Annotated in this window: 20 protein-coding genes; 8 read left to right on the top strand and 12 right to left on the bottom strand. The window is 38.8% G+C overall.

The genetic code is table 11. From position 1 onward, the window contains the following. Window positions 1-2: 2 nt before the first annotated feature. The 4 genes from HY841_08610 to HY841_08625 all read right to left on the bottom strand — a co-directional run bounded on the left by HY841_08610 (window position 3) and on the right by HY841_08625 (window position 2977). Entirely contained in the window at window positions 3-467 is a 465-nt protein-coding gene (locus tag HY841_08610) for a hypothetical protein (protein ID MBI4930808.1), read from the bottom strand. A 75-nt stretch (window positions 468-542) separates the two neighbouring features. Then, a complete protein-coding gene (locus HY841_08615) occupies window positions 543-881 on the bottom strand; it encodes a DUF86 domain-containing protein (protein ID MBI4930809.1) in 339 nt (112 codons plus the stop codon). Beyond that, window positions 874-1173 (bottom strand): nucleotidyltransferase family protein, encoded by a 300-nt coding sequence (locus HY841_08620; GenBank protein MBI4930810.1) that lies wholly within the window; start codon window positions 1171-1173, stop codon window positions 874-876. Before HY841_08620 ends, HY841_08615 begins: the two co-directional genes overlap by 8 nt. A 109-nt stretch (window positions 1174-1282) precedes the next feature. Beyond that, window positions 1283-2977, bottom strand: coding sequence for a hypothetical protein (locus HY841_08625; GenBank protein MBI4930811.1), 1695 nt, complete (start codon window positions 2975-2977; stop codon window positions 1283-1285). 614 nt (window positions 2978-3591) lie between these two features. On the opposite strand from HY841_08625, the gene trxA reads away from it, so the two are divergent. From trxA to HY841_08640, 3 genes are all read left to right on the top strand, one after another. Further along, entirely contained in the window at window positions 3592-3909 is a 318-nt protein-coding gene (gene trxA, locus HY841_08630; GenBank protein MBI4930812.1) for a thioredoxin, read from the top strand. A gap of 140 nt (window positions 3910-4049) precedes the next feature. Further along, window positions 4050-4979, top strand: coding sequence for a DUF58 domain-containing protein (locus HY841_08635; GenBank protein ID MBI4930813.1), 930 nt, complete (start codon window positions 4050-4052; stop codon window positions 4977-4979). Between the two features lie 12 nt (window positions 4980-4991). Continuing rightward, window positions 4992-5402 (top strand): hypothetical protein, encoded by a 411-nt coding sequence (locus tag HY841_08640; GenBank protein ID MBI4930814.1) that lies wholly within the window; start codon window positions 4992-4994, stop codon window positions 5400-5402. 6 nt (window positions 5403-5408) lie between these two features. On the opposite strand, the gene HY841_08645 is transcribed toward HY841_08640, so the two are convergent. From HY841_08645 to mtaB, 5 genes are read right to left on the bottom strand one after another with little or no spacing between them, the layout of a single operon-like run. Further along, on the bottom strand, window positions 5409-6785 hold the full coding sequence (locus HY841_08645; protein ID MBI4930815.1) for a nodulation protein NfeD: 1377 nt from the start codon (window positions 6783-6785) through the stop codon (window positions 5409-5411). Window positions 6786-6800: 15 nt separating this feature from the next. Beyond that, window positions 6801-8186 (bottom strand): hypothetical protein, encoded by a 1386-nt coding sequence (locus HY841_08650; GenBank protein MBI4930816.1) that lies wholly within the window; start codon window positions 8184-8186, stop codon window positions 6801-6803. Between the two features lies 1 nt (window position 8187). Continuing rightward, a complete protein-coding gene (locus tag HY841_08655; protein ID MBI4930817.1) occupies window positions 8188-9621 on the bottom strand; it encodes an MBOAT family protein in 1434 nt (477 codons plus the stop codon). A gap of 29 nt (window positions 9622-9650) precedes the next feature. Further along, window positions 9651-10814 (bottom strand): prolipoprotein diacylglyceryl transferase, encoded by a 1164-nt coding sequence (locus HY841_08660; GenBank protein ID MBI4930818.1) that lies wholly within the window; start codon window positions 10812-10814, stop codon window positions 9651-9653. A 16-nt stretch (window positions 10815-10830) separates the two neighbouring features. Further along, window positions 10831-12216 (bottom strand): tRNA (N(6)-L-threonylcarbamoyladenosine(37)-C(2))-methylthiotransferase MtaB, encoded by a 1386-nt coding sequence (gene mtaB / locus HY841_08665; protein MBI4930819.1) that lies wholly within the window; start codon window positions 12214-12216, stop codon window positions 10831-10833. A 144-nt stretch (window positions 12217-12360) separates the two neighbouring features. Here mtaB and HY841_08670 point away from each other — a divergent pair, with 144 nt between their 5' ends. Then, window positions 12361-14025 (top strand): ABC transporter substrate-binding protein, encoded by a 1665-nt coding sequence (locus tag HY841_08670; protein MBI4930820.1) that lies wholly within the window; start codon window positions 12361-12363, stop codon window positions 14023-14025. A gap of 68 nt (window positions 14026-14093) precedes the next feature. Here the strand turns inward: HY841_08670 and HY841_08675 are convergent, their stop codons facing one another. Further along, window positions 14094-15221 (bottom strand): endonuclease/exonuclease/phosphatase family protein, encoded by a 1128-nt coding sequence (locus HY841_08675; GenBank protein ID MBI4930821.1) that lies wholly within the window; start codon window positions 15219-15221, stop codon window positions 14094-14096. Window positions 15222-15285: 64 nt separating this feature from the next. Beyond that, entirely contained in the window at window positions 15286-16155 is an 870-nt protein-coding gene (locus HY841_08680; GenBank protein MBI4930822.1) for a rhomboid family intramembrane serine protease, read from the bottom strand. A gap of 51 nt (window positions 16156-16206) precedes the next feature. Between HY841_08680 and HY841_08685 the strand changes: the two genes are divergently transcribed. From HY841_08685 to fumC, 4 genes are all read left to right on the top strand, one after another. Beyond that, entirely contained in the window at window positions 16207-17451 is a 1245-nt protein-coding gene (locus HY841_08685) for an insulinase family protein (protein ID MBI4930823.1), read from the top strand. Window positions 17452-17457: 6 nt separating this feature from the next. Beyond that, the gene (locus HY841_08690) at window positions 17458-18762 is read left to right on the top strand and encodes an insulinase family protein (GenBank protein MBI4930824.1); all 1305 of its coding nucleotides are present in this window, start codon (window positions 17458-17460) and stop codon (window positions 18760-18762) included. Window positions 18763-18820: 58 nt separating this feature from the next. Further along, window positions 18821-19399 (top strand): NAD(P)H-dependent oxidoreductase, encoded by a 579-nt coding sequence (locus HY841_08695; GenBank protein ID MBI4930825.1) that lies wholly within the window; start codon window positions 18821-18823, stop codon window positions 19397-19399. Window positions 19400-19482: 83 nt separating this feature from the next. Further along, window positions 19483-20880, top strand: a complete 1398-nt coding sequence (gene fumC, locus HY841_08700; protein MBI4930826.1) for a class II fumarate hydratase — start codon at window positions 19483-19485, stop codon at window positions 20878-20880. Here fumC and HY841_08705 read toward each other — a convergent pair whose 3' ends face one another. Continuing rightward, complete coding sequence (locus HY841_08705; protein MBI4930827.1) at window positions 20881-21330, bottom strand: hypothetical protein; 450 nt, start codon at window positions 21328-21330, stop codon at window positions 20881-20883. Window positions 21331-21334 lie beyond the last annotated feature (4 nt).

The following is a 21334-nucleotide window of genomic DNA, read 5'->3' on the forward strand; positions in this document are numbered from 1 at the left end:
GGTTACAGTTGTTGTACATTCTTATTCTTCTGTCTGAATTTTAAAAAAAGTCCGATTGCTGTTGAAACAGGAATAGTCAACCAGCCAAAGAACAATAAACTGAAAAATGTGAAAGCGAAAGATCCTATCAACATACTCGCCACAGAAGCCGGTGGACCACCAAAAGAGTCTGTGCATTTACCGGTTGTCAGATAACATATGTTCATTCCTGCACTCACTAAAATCCAGCAAACATAATGAGATATACTGCCCGTTAAAATCCCGGTCAAAATCACTCTCGGGGTCTTTAAGTCTTTTGAATTGCCGTTAATTATTTTCCAAAATAACCCGCCCGTAACAAATGCTGCCATAGCCGCTGCAATTGGAAACATGAAATATCCATCTCCGGTAGCCATCCCCAAAACCAATAGTCCGACTATTAATCCCATGGCAGAATTCAACAAACTGTATTTTAATGTTAATGTCATTTTGATAAAGGTTTTCGCATTTCCATTCGCCACTTTGGGATAAATCCCGACCAACGGGAATATTTTCCCGAATGGTTATCCGTTAATAATCTTTTGGAGATTAGTTTTGAGTTCAGGAATTTTTGTTTGAATTATTTCCCAAACTTTTAACGGAAGGATTCCAAAATACTGATGCGCAGCAAAATTTCGGAAGGAGCGTATTTTATACCATTCAATATGATTATGCTTATTCTGAAATTCATCGCTTAATTTCCAAACCAGTTCGCCAATCACGATAAAATCCATCATGCAGGCATCAAAAGTTTTTATATCTTTTTCAAATTCTTCTGAAGAATGAATAGATTGAGTGAATGTTTCAATCCGTTCAGCCATTTCGAGCATTAGTTTCAGTGTTGGAATATCGAATTCAGACATAAATGGCGTCTCTTAAAATGAAGGGTTTGAAATAAGAACGAATACTTTTTTCGTGCACCAAATCTACTTCGCGGTTGAATTGCTTTTTAAGTAGTTCCTGTAAATCGTATTCAAGGTCAAAAATATTTTTTGTTCCGTCTTCCAGTTCAATCAGAATATCTACATCGCTGGTCGGCTTTTGGTCGCCTCGCGCAAATGAACCGAACACACCGATTTTTGTAAGATGAAATTTTTCTCTTAAAAAGTTTTTGTTGTTCCTGAGAAATTGAATTATTTCTTCTTTAGTGTGCATTTATGTGCTTTTAATGCAAAGTTAAGACAAAAGATGGAAAGAAAATTTATTGTTTTATTAATTTTTTGATGGAGCTTGCCCAATCCATCCGCTGATTCATTGGTCGAGATTAATCCCGACTACGTGAGTTGTCAGTAAACTTTTTCGTTATGTTGCCTGAAAGTCTGTCTGCAATTAATTCATGGTAGTATTCGTTTACATGAATGCCATCGTCATGGAATAAATCTCTACCATCCTTTGCCATTTCTGAACCAGAAATAAAAATTTCTTTAGCAGCAAGTAAGGATTGTTTGAAAAATGCGTCAAGTTTTTTTGATAAGAAGTTTTCCATTTTATTATTTGTCCTGATAGCTGGTCCCATAACGATTAAAAATATATTTTGCTGCTTGCAGAAATTTATAATTTCATTTACCATGTTTAAATATTTATTCATTGCGTATCTGTTATTTCCAATGAGTATGCCGAGGAGATAATTAAGATTTACTAAAACTGTATTACTTTGCGATGGTTCATCATTGTTGCTGCCTAAGAAGAATTTTTCTTCAATGGAAAGCAAATCATATTTTTCTGGATTTAGCAGTCCAAGAAATGGAAGATTGAAAGAGCGTTTAATTTTTCCGGTGCTATCAATATGTTTATAAGATAATTTCGTTATGCGTAACATTGGAGTAGGTCTTACGCAAAATACAAGAATATCAATAGGATGTGTTGCTTTATATTTTACTATTTTTTCAAAACATTTATTAAGTCGTTCATACCGGAGAATATTTATATTAAATCTTACGTTCAATTTGTTTTCAATTTTCCTTTTCAGTAATTGATGAAATCGAACATCAATAGGTATATTGCCTTGCACAGGAAAACAGGTGCCAACAAAAGTGAAATTAATTTCAGGGAATTCTTTTTTCTTTAAATAATTTAATGATGCTTGATACTCTTGGGGAGATAACAGAATTCTTGTCTTTCCACTTAGCGTAAATCCGCGATTGTTATTGCCATTTTGAAAAGACTTAATAAAATTTTCAGTGTAAGAATCATTTACTCTCATATCAAGTCTATGAGGAATCTTATGAAAATGTGCTGCTGGTCTTTTATTAAACTTACTGCAAACCATAGACTGTTTAAAAGTGAGAGTGATTTGTCCGTAATTTATTCCACATATATAACTTAAACCGGATAGCATTTCTTCAAAGGAAGAATTATTATCAAGTTCTAGGAACGGAGAATTTACAAATTGGAGATTATAAGGTTTGATAGTAGAAACAATTTTTTCAACCCAAGTCCAGTATTCTTTCGAATCCTGATGAAAAAAAGGGAAATTACCAACGTCAAAGTTATAATCACAATGACCAAAAGCAATACTTTTTATTTTATTTGAATTTAGTTTTGCAATGTTTGTCAGATTCAAGAGTCCGGTTTTTGATTCAATGATGGGAATAATCTCGGTATAATTTATTTTCTTTGCATCAAGTTCATTAATTAAATTGATAGTTTGCTCGGCACTTTCTGTCTTGGGAAGTAAAATTGTGTGAATTGCTTTTAATCCAGCCAAAGAAGCAATGTCCAATTGTTGTTCTTTGGCGTTGCTTGCATTGATTCTCACTCCGATTTTTAAATTGTCGGGATTGACAATCTTTTGAATAAGTTCTCGATGATATGCTTTAAGTATAGTGGTTCTTTCCGGGTTAAAAATATCCTGGATGCTGTCTTCCAAGTCGAAACAAAGAACAGCATTGGATTTGTTTTTTTCTATTAAATCTTCAAAAGAATACTTATTATAGTTTACAAAGTGATAAATGTCCATGTTGCCGTTGCAATGACTACCAACTCGCTATAGCCGTAGGCAAATATACTTCTTATCCCTATATTTATCGGGGCAGGTACCATTCATTAAGAACTATCCGCGCCAACCCCGCCTGCCGTCATTGATTCACTTTGATGGCGGGCAGGCATCTAACAAACTTGTTGGATTAATCTGAAAAAGTTTTCGTTGCTTTGCTTTCATGACAAAGGAATTAGATCAAATTACGTTTCGCAGTGAGTTTTCTGAAATCATTCAAAAGAATTTGAAAACAACTAAATCAAACTTTGATAGATTTTGGCGCACCTACGGTGTTCGCATTGACCATATTATTAAAAAACAAAATTTTCTGAAAATTGATTTCTACTTTTTAATTTGTGCGCTGCTGGGGCTAAGTTACACTACACAGGGCTGTTTGCGCGAAGGATAGTAGCGTAAATCCTTTTTGCTTCAAAAAGATTGAAGCGAATAGCCAGACCCTGACGCTTTGGTTAGGGGCGCGCCCAAATAACGCCACTATGTCGGAGAAAAGATAATGGCAGAATTCTTGAACACAAAGATGGAAATTGTAAATTTGTATTGAAATCCTAAATCGCAAATCCTTAATAAAAAAAATTATGGCACTAGAAATCACAGATGCAAACTTTGACGAAGTAGTTCTCAAATCAGACAAACCCGTGCTCGTTGATTTATGGGCAGAATGGTGCGGACCCTGCAGAATGGTTGGTCCCATCGTGGAAGAGCTCGCGAAAGAATACGAAGGCAAAGCAGTCATCGGAAAACTAAATGTTGACAACAATCCGAATATTTCTGTCAAGTACGGCATCCGAAGCATTCCCACGCTTCTCTTTTTCAAGGGCGGACAAATGGTTGACCGGCAGGTGGGTGCAGTTCCAAAATCGGTGCTTGAAGGAAAACTGAAGGCACAACTTTAGCGCCATGCCAATATACTAATGGCATACCAATGAAACGAATAATACAAATCATTCATACTAATTATTATTTGCAATCGTTTGCATTTGTATATTAGTATTGATTTATATCATTAGTACCATTCGTATATTAGCATTATAACATGCCTCTTGACCAACAACAACTCCAGCATTTGTCTCACCTCGAACTTTTAGCAAAGCAGGTTGTAGAGGGGTTTATTACGGGTTTGCACAAAAGCCCGTTTCATGGATTTTCGGTTGAGTTTGCAGAGCATCGCATTTACAACTCAGGCGAACCTACCCGCCATATTGACTGGAAACTTTTCGGCAAAACAGATAAACTTTTTGTAAAACGCTACGAAGAAGAAACCAATCTTCGCTGCCAGATTGTTATTGATGATTCTTCATCTATGTATTTCGGAAGCAAAGATGGAAAGACCAAACTCATATTTTCTATTCACTGTGCAGGAGCTCTTGCGTATCTCTTGAAAAAACAGAGAGATGCTGTGGGACTTTCCGTGTTCTCCGATAAAGTTGAATTGCACACGCAGGCAAAATCAAATTACGCTCACCAGAAAATGCTTTTTGCAGAACTGGAAAAATTGCTGGTCCCTATTTCTGAAGATGAACATAAAAAATCTTTTACTGCCACTTCATTACATGAGATTGCAGAATCAATTCACAAACGCTCCCTCGTAATTATTTTCAGCGACATGATGTCTTCTTTGTCCCCCTCTGGTGGTGGGGGAGGAGATGATATATTTTCAGCATTGCAGCATTTGCGCCACAACAAGCATGAAGTAATTTTATTTCATGTGGTGGACAAAAGTAAAGAACTTGATTTTGAATTTGAGAACCGACCCTACAACTTCATTGACATGGAAACGGGCGAGCGTGTGAAAGTTCATCCCAGCGAGATTAAAGAAACATATGTACGTTCGATGGCTGAATACAAAAAAGAATTAATGCTTCACTGCGCGCAGTATAGAATTGATTTTGTTGAAGCAGATATCAAAGAAGGATTTCAACAGGTGTTAATGCCGTATCTCATTAAGAGGTCGAAAATGCAGTAGAGAAAAGTAGTTATGAAAATAGAAGAACTACAAATAAAAATTCAAGAATTAAATATCCCCAACAATTGGTATTATATAGATGAGAATATTGGCCGACTTGACAATGAAACAAATATTATCGTCAGTAGAAACAACAACACAATTGCTGTTTACCAAAATGTGTTTAATGACGGGATAACAAAATCTTTTACTGAAGAAAGCGTGGCGTTAGATTATGTGTTTGAAAATTTGAAAGACTTAACAAGACTAAGAAAGATTAATGCAACTGAAGGATTGGACGGAATGACAACGAACGAGCGTCTATTTGTAAGCGGACTAATGAATGAATTTGATATCGCCAAGCTAAAGGATAAGGTAAGAGCAAAACAAATACTTCGTTGCTTAAAACTTGACGAACAAACAATAAGGGAAATAGTTAAATAATTCTTCCTAAGATTTTCGGACAAACAACTGAGCCGTTTCAAATCTCACTACTTCAATTTTTTCATCTTTATCAATATAGCCGGTTTCGGCAGTGGCATCATAAATATTTCCGTCAATCTCCACTTTTCCTGAAGGACGAAGAATGGTGAAAGCAGTTCCTGATTTTCCTACAAGATTTTGTGAGGACATATCAACGCCCATAAATCCTTCTTCTTTGGAAATTTTTGATTGAACGGAAACACGGCTGAACGCAGATGATTTAATAAACCGACCGAATAAATAAAATGACAAACCAATCGAAATTATCATGGAGGCAATCACAATAAAGAGTGCTTTCACAAAAGCATTTCCTTCGGGAAGATTCACAGGAAAGTTTGTTGACGGAACACTTTTGATCAGCGAAAGTGTGAGCCCGAGAACAATAAATAAAATTCCTAAAACACCTGTCACGCCAAATCCCGGGATCACAAAAATTTCAAGCGCAAGAAGAATCAATCCAACAAAGAAGACAAGTATCTCCCAGTTTTCCGCTAGTCCTTGTAAATAATGTGGAGCGAAGTAAAGCATCGCGGCAATAATGGAAGCAGCAATCGGGAAAATCGCACCAGGGGTTTGAAACTCATAGTAAATGCCTGCGATGATTATCATAATTAATATTCCGCTGATGAAAGGATTGATAAGCAGGTCAATAATGCCTCCTACTTTGCTTACTTCGTACGTTTGGATTTCGTAATTATCAATGTGCGCGAGTTTCAAGACTTCTTCCACTGTTTTTGCTTCTCCTTCGCAGTAATTATTTTTAATGGCTTCGCTCGTAGTGAATGTCAAAACTTTTCCTGAATCATTTACTCCGGGAATGTACGCACGCGGGTCGTTCATCGCTTCCGCAATTTTCGGGTCGCGCCCGCTTTGCTCGGCAGTGGAGCGAAGCATGGAACGCATGTAACTTTGGAATTTTTCCGGAGCGGGAACTCCGTTCTGATCAACTACTGTGGCTGCACCCATGTTGGCACCGGGTGCCATGTAAATGCTGTCACACGAAATTGCGATAAGCGCCCCGGCAGAAGCGGCATTGTTATCAACAAAAGCAAAGACAGGAATTTTACTGTTTAGAATCGTAGTGCGTGTTTTATCTGCGTCATCTACCGCGCCACCGTATGTATTCAAATGTAAAATTATGTAATCAGCATTAATTTTTTCCGCCTCAAGAAACCCTTCCTGTATATGCCTTGATGAAACAGGACCGATTTCTTCCACAATGGGAAGAACGAATACAATTGGTTTAGGGTTTTTCTGTTTCAGCGTATCGCCAGCAAAAAGAAAATTTCCAATTGAAAGTTGGCAGCATACAATCGGCAATAAAAGACGGATAGGTGAAATCATTTTTTTTGTGCAATGTTAATGTTTATCTTTCTCACTATTCTGCTGTGCAGCCATTTCAATTGCATTAAGCGTTATTGCTGAATCAATATCTATGTGCATTGCTTCTGCATTATCCACCGCTATGTTCAGCAGCGAAGGGTTATTCCTGATTTTCTTTTTATAAGATGAAAGCTGTTTTTCTTTTTGAGAGTCAATCAAATATTGTTCTGGGTTTGTATATAATTGATAGGCATTCTGAATGAATCCGTTTCCAAAGTTAGCAAGTGAACCATCAGAATATAATATAAGAATCACATTATTTTTTTCAATTTCTTTTTTCAGGTCAAGTTCCCATACTTCATTGGTGCTTTTGCCATTACTTAGAGTTACTTTGTTGTTGTAATACCAATACTCACCGTTGTCAAAAGCGTATCTCATGGCGCCAAGATAAAGAAAACCCCTGTAATAACTGTCGCCAATGCCGAGCACTTTAACGGGTTTTGAATCGGTTCGTGTTTGAAAGGCAACTTTCGGGAAAGCGTATTTCGTGGAGGGTGTTGGCGCAGACATCAACTTTGCTTTTCCAATAATATCGGCATCACGGTATTTTGGTTTGTCTTCAAGCAGTACTTCTTTTATTGTAAGATGCGCCACATAACTGTTCCTTATTTTTTCAATGTATTTTATTACTGAATCAATGGCGAGACATTCTCCATAGCTGGTCCAGTGATGTGCAAATTGAGCAAAGAGAGGATATTTTGCAGTTGGTTTTAGTTTCAAAAAATATTCCTGCAGGTCAATATAGTTTAAGCCGAGCTCTTTGCTTTTGCTTACAAACACTTCATAATTTGTCGTTGACTTAGGATATTTCAGAAATTTTTCTGGAAGAAAGTCTTTGCAATACGTTCCTTTGCCCGGAGCATAAATTAAAACAAGATCAATATTTTTTTTCTTCAGTGTGTCCTGTACTGCTTTTGCTTTTTGCAGCAGGTCTTCAATTTTTTTCTCGCCAATGAAATTTCTTCCGAGGTATCCTTCAATCCACGGAATTGAAAATATATATCCCTCTTTTCCGACCACAAAATCTTTCACATTTATTTTGTCAAACAAATCATAGTCCAGCTGGTTTTTGAAAGGAATCAATTGTTTTCCTATAGGGGAATTTGACTTCATATCCTCTTCTGTTTCCCTCTGGTAACTTAGATTAAACCAAGATGCCATGGATAGTTTTACTTTTTCTTTTTTCTTTTCCTCATTTTTCTTTTTCTCTTTATCATTTTCTTCATTAGGTTTTTGCATCTGTAAAATAAAAGTAGCAGATAAACCAAGCAGTACTATCACCCAAAGAAAGCTTAACATGCGCGGCTGGAATGATTTCGCTTTCTGCGGAGGCGTTTTTATTTTCTGATTCTTTTTCGCCATGTTAAAACCTGAAATAAATAAATGGGTTAAAGGATGAACCGCTTACAAATGCAAGGCACAACGTATATAGGACAAAGGCAATGAAAGTGAAAAAAACATATTGTGCTGCTGACATCCCTGAATAAAATATTTTATCATGTAATGATTTAACGTGTTTGTTCAGGGAGATGAATGAAAAAAACAGTGCGACAAAAATCAGGTAATCAAAATCGTTATTTGTGACGATTCCTTCTGCAGAATTGAAGTTGAACGAAAACATTTTTTTTACAAAGCCGAAGGCAAGATGAATATTTTCAAGTCTGAAAAAAACCCACCCAACCACTACAACAAGGAATGAGTAGAGGATGCTCGGAATTTTTCCTGCTTTATTAAGAGCGTTTAACAGAAAAGCTCTTTCAATGATGAGAAAGAAACCGTGATAGGCCCCCCAGAAAACAAAATTCCATGACGCGCCATGCCATAATCCCGACATCAGGAATACAATGCCAAGATTAATGTACAACTTGGATGGTGTTACTTTGTTTCCTCCGAGCGGGATGTACAGATAATTTTTCATCCATGCTCCTAATGTTATATGCCACCTTCTCCAGAAATCAGTAATGCTTGTGGAAGTATATGGGTTGTTGAAGTTTTCAGGAAAACGAAATCCTACTATTTTTCCAATCCCGATTGCCATATCGGAATAACCGGAAAAATCAAAATATATCTGCATGGTGTAAGCGAGTGCTCCGATCCACGCTGATTGCGAATTTATGTCGAGCGGGTTCATAGAGAAAACAGCATCCGCCTGTTCGCCCATAGCATTTGCAATCAAAACTTTTTTACTCAACCCAATGCAAAACTGAATAAACCCCGACAATTTATTGCTCATCGTTTCATTTTGCACATGATTTTTTATCTGGTCGGAAATATCGTGATACCGCACAATAGGTCCTGCAATCAACTTTGGAAAAAGAATTATGTACAATTGATATTCCCAGAAATTATCGAGGGGCTTATGAATTCTTCTATATACGTCAACAGAGTAAGTAATGCTTTCAAACGTGTAAAAGGAAATTCCAATCGGCAGAATAATTTTTGCAAGATGAATGGATGAAATACCGAAAATTCCCGAAACTGAATTTACGTTGTCAATAAAAAAATTAAAATATTTGAAGATGAAAAGCAGACCAAGATTTAATCCGACAGAGAAAAACAAAAATAATTTTCTTTGGGCAGGATTGTTTTTCTGATGCATTATCTTTACCAGAAAAAAATCAAGAACCGTTGTTGTAAGAATTGCAAAAATGAATTTTGGTCCTCCCCAGCTGTAAAAAATAATGCTTGAAAAAAGGATGAATGTATTTTTAATGCCAACCTTTTTTGGTAAAAGCGAGTAAATAAGAATGAAGAGAGGAAAAAAAACAGTTAGAAAAGATATGCTGCTGAAAACCATTCCTCTTTTTTGAAAATTAGTCGCTGAATCTATGATACTTTTTTCTCACGTGATTGTTTTTTGAAATAAAAGATGCCAATAGTTCCAAGAAGAAACAGAACTACTGCAATGATTTCTGCCTGGGTAATCTGCATTCCAAAAATGTCATATTTGTTATTCACTCTGATTTTCTCTATAAAGAATCGTTCAAAGCCATTCAGAATCAGATAAACTGAAAACATCATGCCCGGAACAGTAATTTTTTTTCTGACAGCCCACAACACAAAAAATAAAGCAATGCAAATGATGGCTTCCCAAAGTGGAGTAGGAAAGACAGGGATTTCAAGCACCGAACAAAATTTTCCTGTACAATCTTCAATTGGAATGCCGACATTATTTACGTTGTGTGGATAGGTATAACCCCAAACCCAGTCCGGAAGAAAAAACCAGGAAGGCTTTGCAGAAAGATTTTCTATTCCCCAATCTCCATCGCCCGCAAGTTGGCAACCTATACGCCCAACGCCATATGCAAGCATAAGTGCTGGAGCACATGCGTCAATGAGATGAGTAGTTGTGATTCCGTTTTTTCGTGCATAATAGATTACAGAAAAGCTGGCAACAATCAATCCTCCATACATGGTGAGACCGCTGAATGAAATCAAACTTCCTATTGGGTCACGCATAAACTCGTCTAAGTTTTCGAGGTTATGAAAAATTTTAGCTCCAAGAATTCCGGCAATGGCGGCAATGAGTGTCATGTTCGGCACGTGTTGGTAAGGATGAAGCGTGAGAGTTACCCATTCAGGTTTTGGCAATTGCTCTTTTTTCTTTTCACGATAACGCATGAAGGCAAGCAATGCTGCGCCTGCGATTCCTCCTATGATATTTCCTTCTTTGGAAAGAATAAATCCTTGTGTGTCTTGTGTGAATGCATGAAAATTCAGTAAGATGTGAATGAGTTTATAAAAAATAATAAAGCCCAAAACTGCGGAAAGAATAATTTCAGAAATTTTTGGCGGCTCACCTTTCAGATACTTTTTTTCTGTGGGTTTAATTAATCCGTCTTTTTCTTTCCGCTGAAGTTCTTTGGAGAAAAAATAAGCAGCAAATAAAAAAGAAATTGCCACCAGTACTCCGAAACTCTGGAAGATTTGCAGAAAGCCAAGTTCAATTCCGAAAATGTCTTTAAATAAGTAATAGAGGTTGGGATACATGGCGGAAAATTACGAATTATTCCGAAGGAACTCCTTCGGAGCAAATGACGAGTGACGAATCAAGTTCTTCAATTAAAACATTTCCATCCCCATCAATTTTTTCTAAAGATACTTTGGCAAGCTGATTTATTAATTCAGGATTGAATTTTGTTTTCACTTTTATATAATTCTCGGTAAAGCCGCACATCAATCCATCTTTGTTCTCAGTTTCAAACAAAACTATTTTCTTTGTTCCAATATTTTCAGAAAAGAATTTTTGTTGTTTTGCGGCAGAAAGATTTCTAAGCACTTTGTTTCTTTTTCTTCTTTCTTCAATGGGAACTATCGGTTTGAATCCAATTGCTTCTGTATTTTCTCTTTCGGAATAAGTGAACACGTGCAAGTAAGAAATATCTAATGAATCAATAAAGTTGTAAGTGTCAATGAAGTCTTCTTCTGTCTCTCCCGGAAATCCAACAATTACATCAACTCCAATACAGCAATGAGGCATGAGCATTTTTATTTTCTCAACGCGCTCTGCATATACTTCGCTTCTATATCTTCTTCGCATTAAGCTGAGAATTTTGTCTGAACCCGATTGCAGAGGAATATGAAAATGCGGAACAAATTTTTCTGACTTCGCTACAAACTCAATGATATCATCTGTGAGAAGGTTTGGTTCGATGGAAGAAATTCTGAAACGGGGAGATGAAGCCCCTCTCTGGCTCTCCCCCAAGGGGAGAGAATCAAGTGCGTAAAGCAAATCAAGAAAATTTTCTCCCTTCCCTTGGGGAAGGGATGGGGATGGGCTCCCGAAATCTCCAATATTCACACCTGTCAATACAATCTCTTTTATTCCTTGCTCTGCAATTTTTTCTGCATTGCGAACAACATTTTCATTTGAATCGCTTCGACTTGCTCCTCGTGCAAGGGGAATGGTGCAGTAAGAGCAGTTGTAATCACAGCCATCCTGAACTTTCAGGAATGCGCGTGTTCTGTCTCCTGTTGAATAACTTCCAATAAAATCATTTACATCTTGAATCTGGCAGGAATGAATTTTTGCTTTTTCTTTTTTATGTCCGTCATGCAAAAATTTCAGAACATTGAATTTTTCATTTGCTCCCAAAACTAAATCAACTCCATTGATACTAGCAATTTCCTCAGGATTTAATTGTGCGTAACAACCGGTAACAATCACAAAAGCTTCGGGAGAATTTCTCAATGCGTTTCGTACAATTCTTCTGCACTCGCGGTTGGCATCTTCGGTAACGGAGCAAGTATTAATTACAAATACATCCGCACCACTTTCAAAATCAGTTTTGGAGAAACCATTTTGTTCAAACTGCCTTGCAATAGTTGAAGTTTCTGCAAAGTTGAGTTTGCATCCCAGTGTGTGAAAGGCAACTGATTTTTGAGATTTCATAAAGGGAAGCAAAGGTAAATAAGTTTAAGGTCTAACGTTTAAAGTTGAGAACATAGAGAGAAAACTGTTAATAAGACTGTTTATTATTAGAATGCCCAACAACTGCATTCACGGTTTTGTTTTCCTAACATTGCTTTTCATTAAATGATTAAACAGATTCAAAATAGATTACACCGATTATGTATTTGTTTGTTGCCTATTGTCTATTGTCTATTGCATTTCTCCTGTGGTGAGCCGGAAGAAAATACCGAAAAAAAATTTTTCCGTTACAACGAATCAGGTGGAATTGCTTCGCTGGATCCTGCTTCAGCAAAAACAGTGGAGATAATTTGGGCAGTGAATCAGATGTTCAACGGTCTGGTGCAACTCAACGACAGCCTTGAAGTGATTCCGTGCATAGCGAAGAGCTGGGAAATTTCTGACAGCGGAAAGGTTTATACGTTTCATTTGCGCAACGATATTTTCTTTCATGACCATCCTTTTTTTCCGAATGGGAAAGGGAGAAAAGTGGTGGCGCAGGATTTTGTCCTATCGCTTTTCCGCCTGATGGATATGGACGAGGAGCAGAGTGCGAAATATCTTTTTTCCAATATTGCACGGGATGAGCGAAGTGATAATCTTGGTTTCATCGCACCGGATGATTCCACGTTCGTGATTTATCTCAACGAGCCGTTTCCTCCGTTTCTGAACATTCTCACCATGCAATATTGTTCTGTGATTCCGAATGAAATCGCGGAGCATTACGGACCTGACTTCCGCAGAAATCCTGTAGGAACCGGACCCTTTGCATTCAAGGCATGGGAAGAAGGTGTGAAACTGGTTCTGGTGAAGAATGAAAATTATTTTGAGAGAGATGGCGAAAACAGATTGCCGTACCTGGATGGCATCACGGTGAATTTCATCAAAGACAAACAGAACGCATTCATTGATTTTGAAAAAGGAGATGCGGATATGCTTTCGGGCGCTGACATGGTGAATATTGATTTGATTATTGATAAAGAAGGAAAACTGAAACCTGAATACGCAGGCAAATTCAAAATGCAAACGGGTTCCTATCTGAAAACGGATTATCTCGGATTTATGATTGACATGGATTCTGCCATCGTGAAAAAATCTCCGTTAAGAATAAAAGAAGTGAGGCAGGCGATTGGCTATGCGATTGACCGGGAAAAAATTGTGAAGCATTTGCGAAACAGCATAGGCACTTCTGCCACGCAGGGTTTCATTCCCAAAGGAATGCCATCGTTTGATTCAACGCTTCAGGGTTATACTTATAATCCTGATAAGTCACGCGAACTATTGAAGATGGCAGGGTTTCCTGGCGGAAAAGGAATTGATGAAATCACGTTGAATGTTACCGAGCAATATCTTGAACTCAGCCAGTTTGTTGAGCATGAACTGGAAGAAATTGGAATCCCTGTAAAGATTTATCTGAACCGCCCCATTGTTCAACTGGAAATTATTGCCAACGCGCAGGTGAATTTTTTCCGCAAGTCATGGGTGGCGGATTATGCGGATGCGGAAAACTTCTTCGCTTGTTTCTATAGTAAAAATCTTTCTCCGAAAGGTCCCAACTACACTCATTTCAAGAATAAAAAGTATGATGAGTTGTTTGAAGAGTCCTTGCATGAATCAGATAATACAAAGCGTTTTGAGATTTATAAAGAGATGGACAAAATATTAATTGAAGAAGCGCCTATCGTTCCGCTTTTCTATGATCAGGTGTTTCGTCTTGTAAACAACAAGATCGAAAACTTCACGCTGAACCCCATGAATCTGCTGAACCTGAAAAGGGTGAAGAAGAAGTAAAAAGAAAAGCCCCGCCTAAATCATCCCCGCTAGGGAGGACTTTTAGCAAAAATATAGGCGAGGAATTTTCACCTCCCCAATGGGGAGGACGGGAGGGGCTTGAGGGTGCAACTTACAGGATAGTGATCAGACAATTCCTCCGAATGAATTTCAAAGTTTGAGGAAGTAAATTGTGAAGAATGAAAAATGTAATCAATTCTATAAGAAGGAAAATCTCCGATATACGTATTGCCGATGCCGCTTCCGCTTTCCATAAATGAATCAAGATATTTTTCCGCGAAGGCATGATACGTATAGGAGAAAGGAGTGTCGTTGAAATCACCGCAAATGATGACAGGATATTTGCAGGCGTTGATGTGAGCTAGAATTTTTTCTGTTTGTGTTGCCCGCTTGATGAAGGCGTGTTTGATCCGCCTGAGAATATTTTTTGAAGCAATCTCAATGTCTTCCACATCCAGCGTATCATTATTTTTTTTCAGCGCTTCAATGAATCTGTAGTCAGCATAACCAAAACTGATGGACTGCAAATGCATGTTGTACACACGCACGGTATCTTCACCGATTTTTAAATCAGAAAAAATGCAAATGCTGTTGCTTTTGTATTTAAAAGGAATCTTTCCTTTGAAGAGGATGGGATATTTACTGAAAGTGGCTATGCCCCAATGATCTGTTTTCCTGCGCGTGAGGGTATATTTAACGTGATGGTCTACTGATTGAGTGAGTTCAATCAGCGTGTCCAGCGTTTCAAAATAGCCGCTGTCACCCTGAAAGAATTCCTGCAGGCAGACAATATCAGCCGATTCGTTTTTCAGGAAGGAAAAAATCTTGTTGCGCGTTTCTGTGTTGTGAGTCCAGTTGTATAAATCAAAGTTGCGGACATTGTAAGAAAGAACTTTGATTCCGCCTTTTGTATTTTGATTCCCGCTACCGAAGTGAAATAAGTTTTTCATGTCATTCCAGCCGATGAGGATGGCAATCAATGAAAGCCAGTATAGTTTCTTCCATCGAATAATCCACCAGATGAGAAACAAAACATTTACAATAAGAAGCCATGGATATGCCAGCCCGAAAAAAGCAAACAGCCAGAATGGTTTTGGATTTGCGTAAGGGGCGAAGTAGGAGAGAAGTAAAGAGAGTAGAAAAATGAAATAAGCAATCCGAAAGAAAATGGATAATATGGTTTTTAGTTTTTTCATAAATGATTCAGACGGATTAAGGATGATTCAAACGGATGTATCCGTTTTTATCCGTTTGCATCTGCTAGTTCCGCCCGCTTGCCTTAAACAAAAAATCTTTTTCTTCTTTCGTCAGCGCTTCGTATCCTGATTTCGAAATCTTGTCAAGTATCGCATCAATCTTTGCTTGCTTTGCCCGTTGATTCTGGTTGTAATCTTCATCGCTTGGTTTTCTTCGGTAGCTTACTTTTATTTTTGTTCTTCCCAAGAAAAGAGATTGCATCCAATCTAAAAAAACACTAACAGGTTTTGTAATGTCTCTTCCGCTTTTATATTGAAGTATGAAAAGAACGCCAAACAATGCTCCGCCAATGTGCGCGATTTTTCCTCCTGTGTTTTGTGAAATGTCAAGTACGCTGGTGAGAATGAATGAAACAAGCGCGAGATATTTCAGGCGGACAGGTCCAAAGAACATAAGTTGAATTACGTAATCAGGAAGAAGCACTGCAGTAGCAATCACCACCGACATTACGCCTGCTGAAGCGCCAAGTAAAAATGTGTTGTAAAAATACAAGGGTGCAATCACAGCCATGAGCAGGTATAGAATTCCTCCACTCAATCCTCCCAGCAAATAAACTCCTACCAACCGCTTGCTTCCCAGATACTCTACAAAAATTTTTCCTATCCAGAAAAGCCAGAGCATGTTGAAGAGAATGTGCATCAGTCCTTCGTGCAGAAACATATATGTGAGGCACGTCCACGCGTGCGTGAGAGCAAGAGAAACATTTCCGGGAATTGCCAGCCAGTAAGTAAGTGAAAGCCCGCCTCCATTGAATTTTATCAGCGCGTCAATAATATTGACGATTAAAAAAACAATTACGTTGATGAGGATAATCCTCGTCAGCCCGCTTCCGCTTCGGGAGAAAACATTTTTTATATCATCTGCAAACGACATGGCTCAAAAATTCTTGTTCAAAGTTAATTGATTTATGCGACATTTGTTCCTATGAGTTTACATTTTCAAAAATTCACTCTCGCTAACGGGCTTCGCGTTATTTATCACGAAGACCGTTCCACACCTCTCGTGTGCATGAATATTTTGTATGATGTGGGCGCGCGAGATGAAGATTCCAGCCGCACGGGTTTCGCGCATTTGTTCGAGCATCTGATGTTTGGCGGAAGCGTGAACATTCCCAGTTATGATGAACCATTGCAAAGAGTAGGAGGAGAAAACAACGCTTTTACTTCGAATGACATTACTAATTATTATCTCACCCTTCCCACGGCAAATCTTGAAACGGCTTTCTGGCTGGAGAGCGACCGTATGTTGTCGCTCGCGTTCTCCGAAAAAAGTTTAGAGGTTCAGCGCAATGTGGTGATAGAAGAATTCAAGCAGAGATACCTGAACCAGCCATACGGAGACATCTGGTTGCTCCTTCGCCCGATGGTGTATAAAGTGCATCCGTATTTGTGGGATACGATAGGGAAAGATATTTCTCACATAGCAGAAGCGAAGATGGAAGATGTACGCGCGTTCTTTAAAAAATTTTATTGCCCGAACAATGCCATTATGGTTTTGTCAGGCAATACTTCGCTGGAAGAGGTGAAACGACTTTCTGAAAAATGGTTTGGTGTTATTCCCCGAGGACCTGAAAACAAACGCAACCTGCCTGCGGAACCTGAACAAAAAGAATTCCGTTCGCTCACTGCGGAGCGCGAAGTTCCATTCAATGCGCTTTATCAAACCTACCACATGTGTTCACGCAAGGACAAGGAATATTACACCGTGGATCTGCTTTCTGATATTCTCTCGGATGGAAGTTCTTCGCGCCTGTACAACCAACTCGTGAAGAACAAGAAAATGTTTTCCGAACTCAGCGCCTATGCGGATGACAGTTTTGACAAAGGAATGTTTGTGATAAGCGGAAAGCTTTTGAACGGAGTGAAAATGGAAGATGCCGAAAAAGCAATAGCCGAAGAGTTGGAGAAACTGAAAAAGGAGAAAGTGCAGGAAAAAGAATTGCAGAAGGTGCAGAACAAGGTAGAAGCCACGCTGGAATTTTCCGAGATGAACATCATGAACAAAGCGCTCAACCTTGCTGTATCAGAATTGTTTGGCGATGCCGAACTGGCAAATCACGAAGCCGAAAAATATCTTGCAGTCACCACCGAACAGATTCAGCAGCAGGCAAAACAGATATTCAGAAAGGAGAATTGTTCAACGTTGTATTATCTGGCGAAAAATAATTGATAACCTATGGAAGTAGTAGACCGAAACAAAAGCCCGCAGGTAAATCAGATAAAGAAGATTGACCTTCTCCGCGCTTCAGAGACCAAGCTGAAAAATGGAATCCCCGTTTATCATATCAAAGCCGGCACGCAGGATCTGGTAAAGATTGAATTGCTTTTTCCTGCGGGAATGTGGCATCAGACCTATCCGCTGGTGGGTTCTGCGGCAAGCACCATGCTGAATGAAGGAACTTCCAAACGCAGTGCAAAAGAAATTTCTGAGATGTTGGATTACTATGGAGCGTTTCTGCATACAGAAATCACTCATGACTTTGCGGTAGTGGGAGTTCATTCTCTGAACAAGCATTTGCCTCATGTGTTGTCTGTCATTGAAGAACTGATTTCTGATTCTGTTTTCCCGCAAGATGAATGGGATATTTATTTGCAGAACAAAAGACAATCTTTCATCGTCAATAATAAAAAGGTAAGTTTTGTTTCCCGTAAAAAATTCGCTGAACTTCTCTTTGGCAATGACCACCCTTACGGGCACAATGTAATGGAAGATGATTTCGACAAACTGAAAAAAGAAGATGCCTATAATTTCTATAAGAAAACTTATACTGCAAAAGGTACCATCATAGTAGCTGCCGGAAATGTGACGGATTCCACGCTCAAACTTATTGAGAAATACTTCGGCTGCCTCCCCCAACCCCCTCCATTAGAGGGGGCTTCACGCGTGAAAGTCCTCCCTAATGGGGAGGATTTAGGTGGGGCTTCAGGCGGCTCTTTCCTTGAAGAAAAAAAAGACGCACTTCAATCTGCTATCCGAATCGGCAAAATGCTTTTCACAAAACCGCATCCTGATTATTGCGCCATGCAGGTGGTGAATACTATTTTTGGCGGATACTTTGGTTCAAGATTGATGGCGAACATCCGCGAAGACAAGGGATATACTTACGGAATCGGTTCTGCGGTGGTGTCGTTCAGTCACGCGGGGTATTTCACCATCTCCACCGAAGTAGGAGCGGAAGTAACCAAAGATGCCATCAAAGAAATTTATTTTGAACTCAGCCGGATGCAAACCGAAAAAGTTTCTGAAAGCGAGCTGGCGTTGGTGCGCAATTATATGCTCGGAGCTTTTCTCCGAAGCATTGACGGACCCTTTGCGCTTGCCGACCGTTTCAAAGGCATTTATTTCAGCGGGCTCGACTACGATTATTACAACACCTTCATCGAAACCATCCGCACCATCACTCCTGAAAAAATCATGGAACTTGCCAACAAGTATCTGAAAAAAGAAGAGATGATTGAACTGGTGGTGGGGAAAAAATAAAATAGTCATTAGCAACAGCCAATAACCAGTGACTAATGACCAATGACTAAGAATAACAATGTATTTAATTATTTACGCGCACCCCGATTCAAAAAGTTTCAACTATGCGATGCTGAAGCAGGTGATGAGTACACTTGCGAGAAAAAATATTCCTTACAAAGTCATTGACCTTTACGGAATCAATTACAATCCTGTGCTTTCACTGGAAGAGCTGAAGGGAAAAATTTCTGAGCAGACGATTGAGTTTCAGAAAATGATTAAGAAAGCAACCAATATCATTTTTATTTTTCCTGTGTGGTGGTTTCGCGCACCTGCAATACTGGAAGGTTTCTGCGATAAAGTTTTTACTGTGGGATTTGCTTACCATTATAAACATCTTTTCGGAGTGTACGGAATGCCCATCCGTCATTTGACTGATAAACGCGTAACCGCATTCATCACACATGGCGCACCGGCTTTTCCTGTAAAAACTATTTATGTGAACGCGGTGAAGTATCGTTTCATCCTTGGTTTCCTTAGTTTCTGTTTCAATATTTTCAAATGCAAAATAGTTCAGTTCTGGTCTGTGCCGTTTGTGGGTGAGGAGAAAAGAAAAAATTATTTGAAGAAAATTGTGAGTGTAATCAGTAATTTATAATCTGCTATTTCATATTATTGCATACTAAATTAGTGCAATACAATTTATACAAATATTATTATCAATTTCTAATCTGAGTAACTATGGATTTCCGAACCGAACACGACACGATGGGCGAGGTGAAAGTGCCAGCCGATAAATACTGGGGCGCGCAGACAGAGCGCTCAAGAAATAATTTTAAAATTGGTCCCGAGGCGAGTATGCCAAAAGAAATCATTTATGCGTTTGCGTATCTGAAAAAAGCTGCCGCTCATGCAAACTTTGAATTGAAAGTTCTTTCACAAGAAAAACGAGATTTAATATCCAAAGTGTGCGATGAAATTCTTGCCGGAAAATTGGACGAGCAGTTTCCTCTTGTGATTTGGCAGACGGGAAGCGGCACACAAAGCAACATGAATGCCAACGAAGTGATTGCTTACCGTGCGCATGTTCTTTCTGGAGGAAAACTTACGGATGAGAAAAAAGTTTTGCATCCGAATGATGATGTGAATAAATCTCAATCTTCTAACGACACATATCCGACTGCCATGCACATTGCCGCTTACAAGCAAGTACATGACATCACTCTTCCCGGCATGCAACTTCTGCATGACACGCTGAAGAAAAAATCGGATGAGTTCAAAAATATTGTAAAGACCGGAAGAACTCACTTCATGGATGCCACTCCGCTCACACTCGGGCAGGAATTTTCAGGGTATACACAACAGATGGCAAACAGCATCCGTGCGATTAAATGCGCTCTGGAAATGGTGCGTGAACTTGCACTTGGAGGAACAGCAGTGGGAACGGGAATGAACACACCTAAGGGTTACGATGTTCTGGTTGCAAAAAAAATCGCTGAGTTTACCGGACTTCCTTTTGTTACAGCTCCTAATAAATTTGAAGCACTTGCCGCACACGATGCGATGGTTGAATTGAGTGGCGCATTGAAACGTTCAGCAGTATCATTGATGAAAATCGCAAATGATATTCGCATTCTTTCTTCAGGGCCAAGAAGCGGAATAGGAGAATTAATTATTCCGGATAACGAACCCGGCTCATCCATCATGCCCGGAAAAGTAAATCCCACTCAGCCCGAAGCCATGACAATGGTCTGCGCTCAGGTGATAGGAAATGACGTGGCGGTTTCAATAGGAGGCATGAACGGACATTTTGAACTGAATGTTTTCAAACCTGTTATTGCGGCAAATGTTTTGCAATCAGCTCGCTTGATTGGCGATGCCAGCGTTTCATTTGAAAAAAATTGCGCTGTTGGAATTAAACCTAACATGGAAATCATCAAGAAACATTTGGATAATTCCCTGATGCTTGTTACTGCGCTGAACACGCATATTGGCTATGAGAATGCTGCTAAGATTGCCAAGAAAGCACACAAGGAAAATAAAACATTGAAACAAGCAGCAATTGAGCTCGGATTAGTTAGTGCAGAGCAATTTGACCAGTGGGTAAGGCCTGAAGATATGACGGGAAGCTTAAAGTAATTACTTCGCCTTTACTGGTTTCTCTTTTAATGTTCCTGTAAAAGAATATTCTTTTTTCGTTTTTCCTTTTTTGGAAATTATAGCTGTTCCCTCAATGTCTTTGTCAGTAACTGTTCCCTCCCATTTAATTTCTTCTCCATCAGGACTTTTTCCATCTGACTGAAAACTAATATCCATACTTTCGGAAGAAGAATCTACCGAAACAGTGTACGTTGCTGCAGGGAAATGGTTTTGCGAAGTCATAAACTTTGAATTCAGTTTTTCACTTTTAAAACTTATTTCATCTGTTTCGGTTTTACCTGCTTTCTTGGCAGTTGTTTCGGTCATATCAACAGTATACGTTTTATTCGCCAGAACTTTGTCCTTGGCTTTTTTCTGAGCAAATGCATTTGAATTGAAGGTAAAAAATGCAACCGTCAATGCTGACAGTGATAAAATTGTTGTTTTCATATTT

It is taken from the genome of Bacteroidota bacterium, assembly GCA_016213405.1.
GTDB lineage: Bacteria > Bacteroidota > Bacteroidia > Palsa-948 > Palsa-948 > Palsa-948.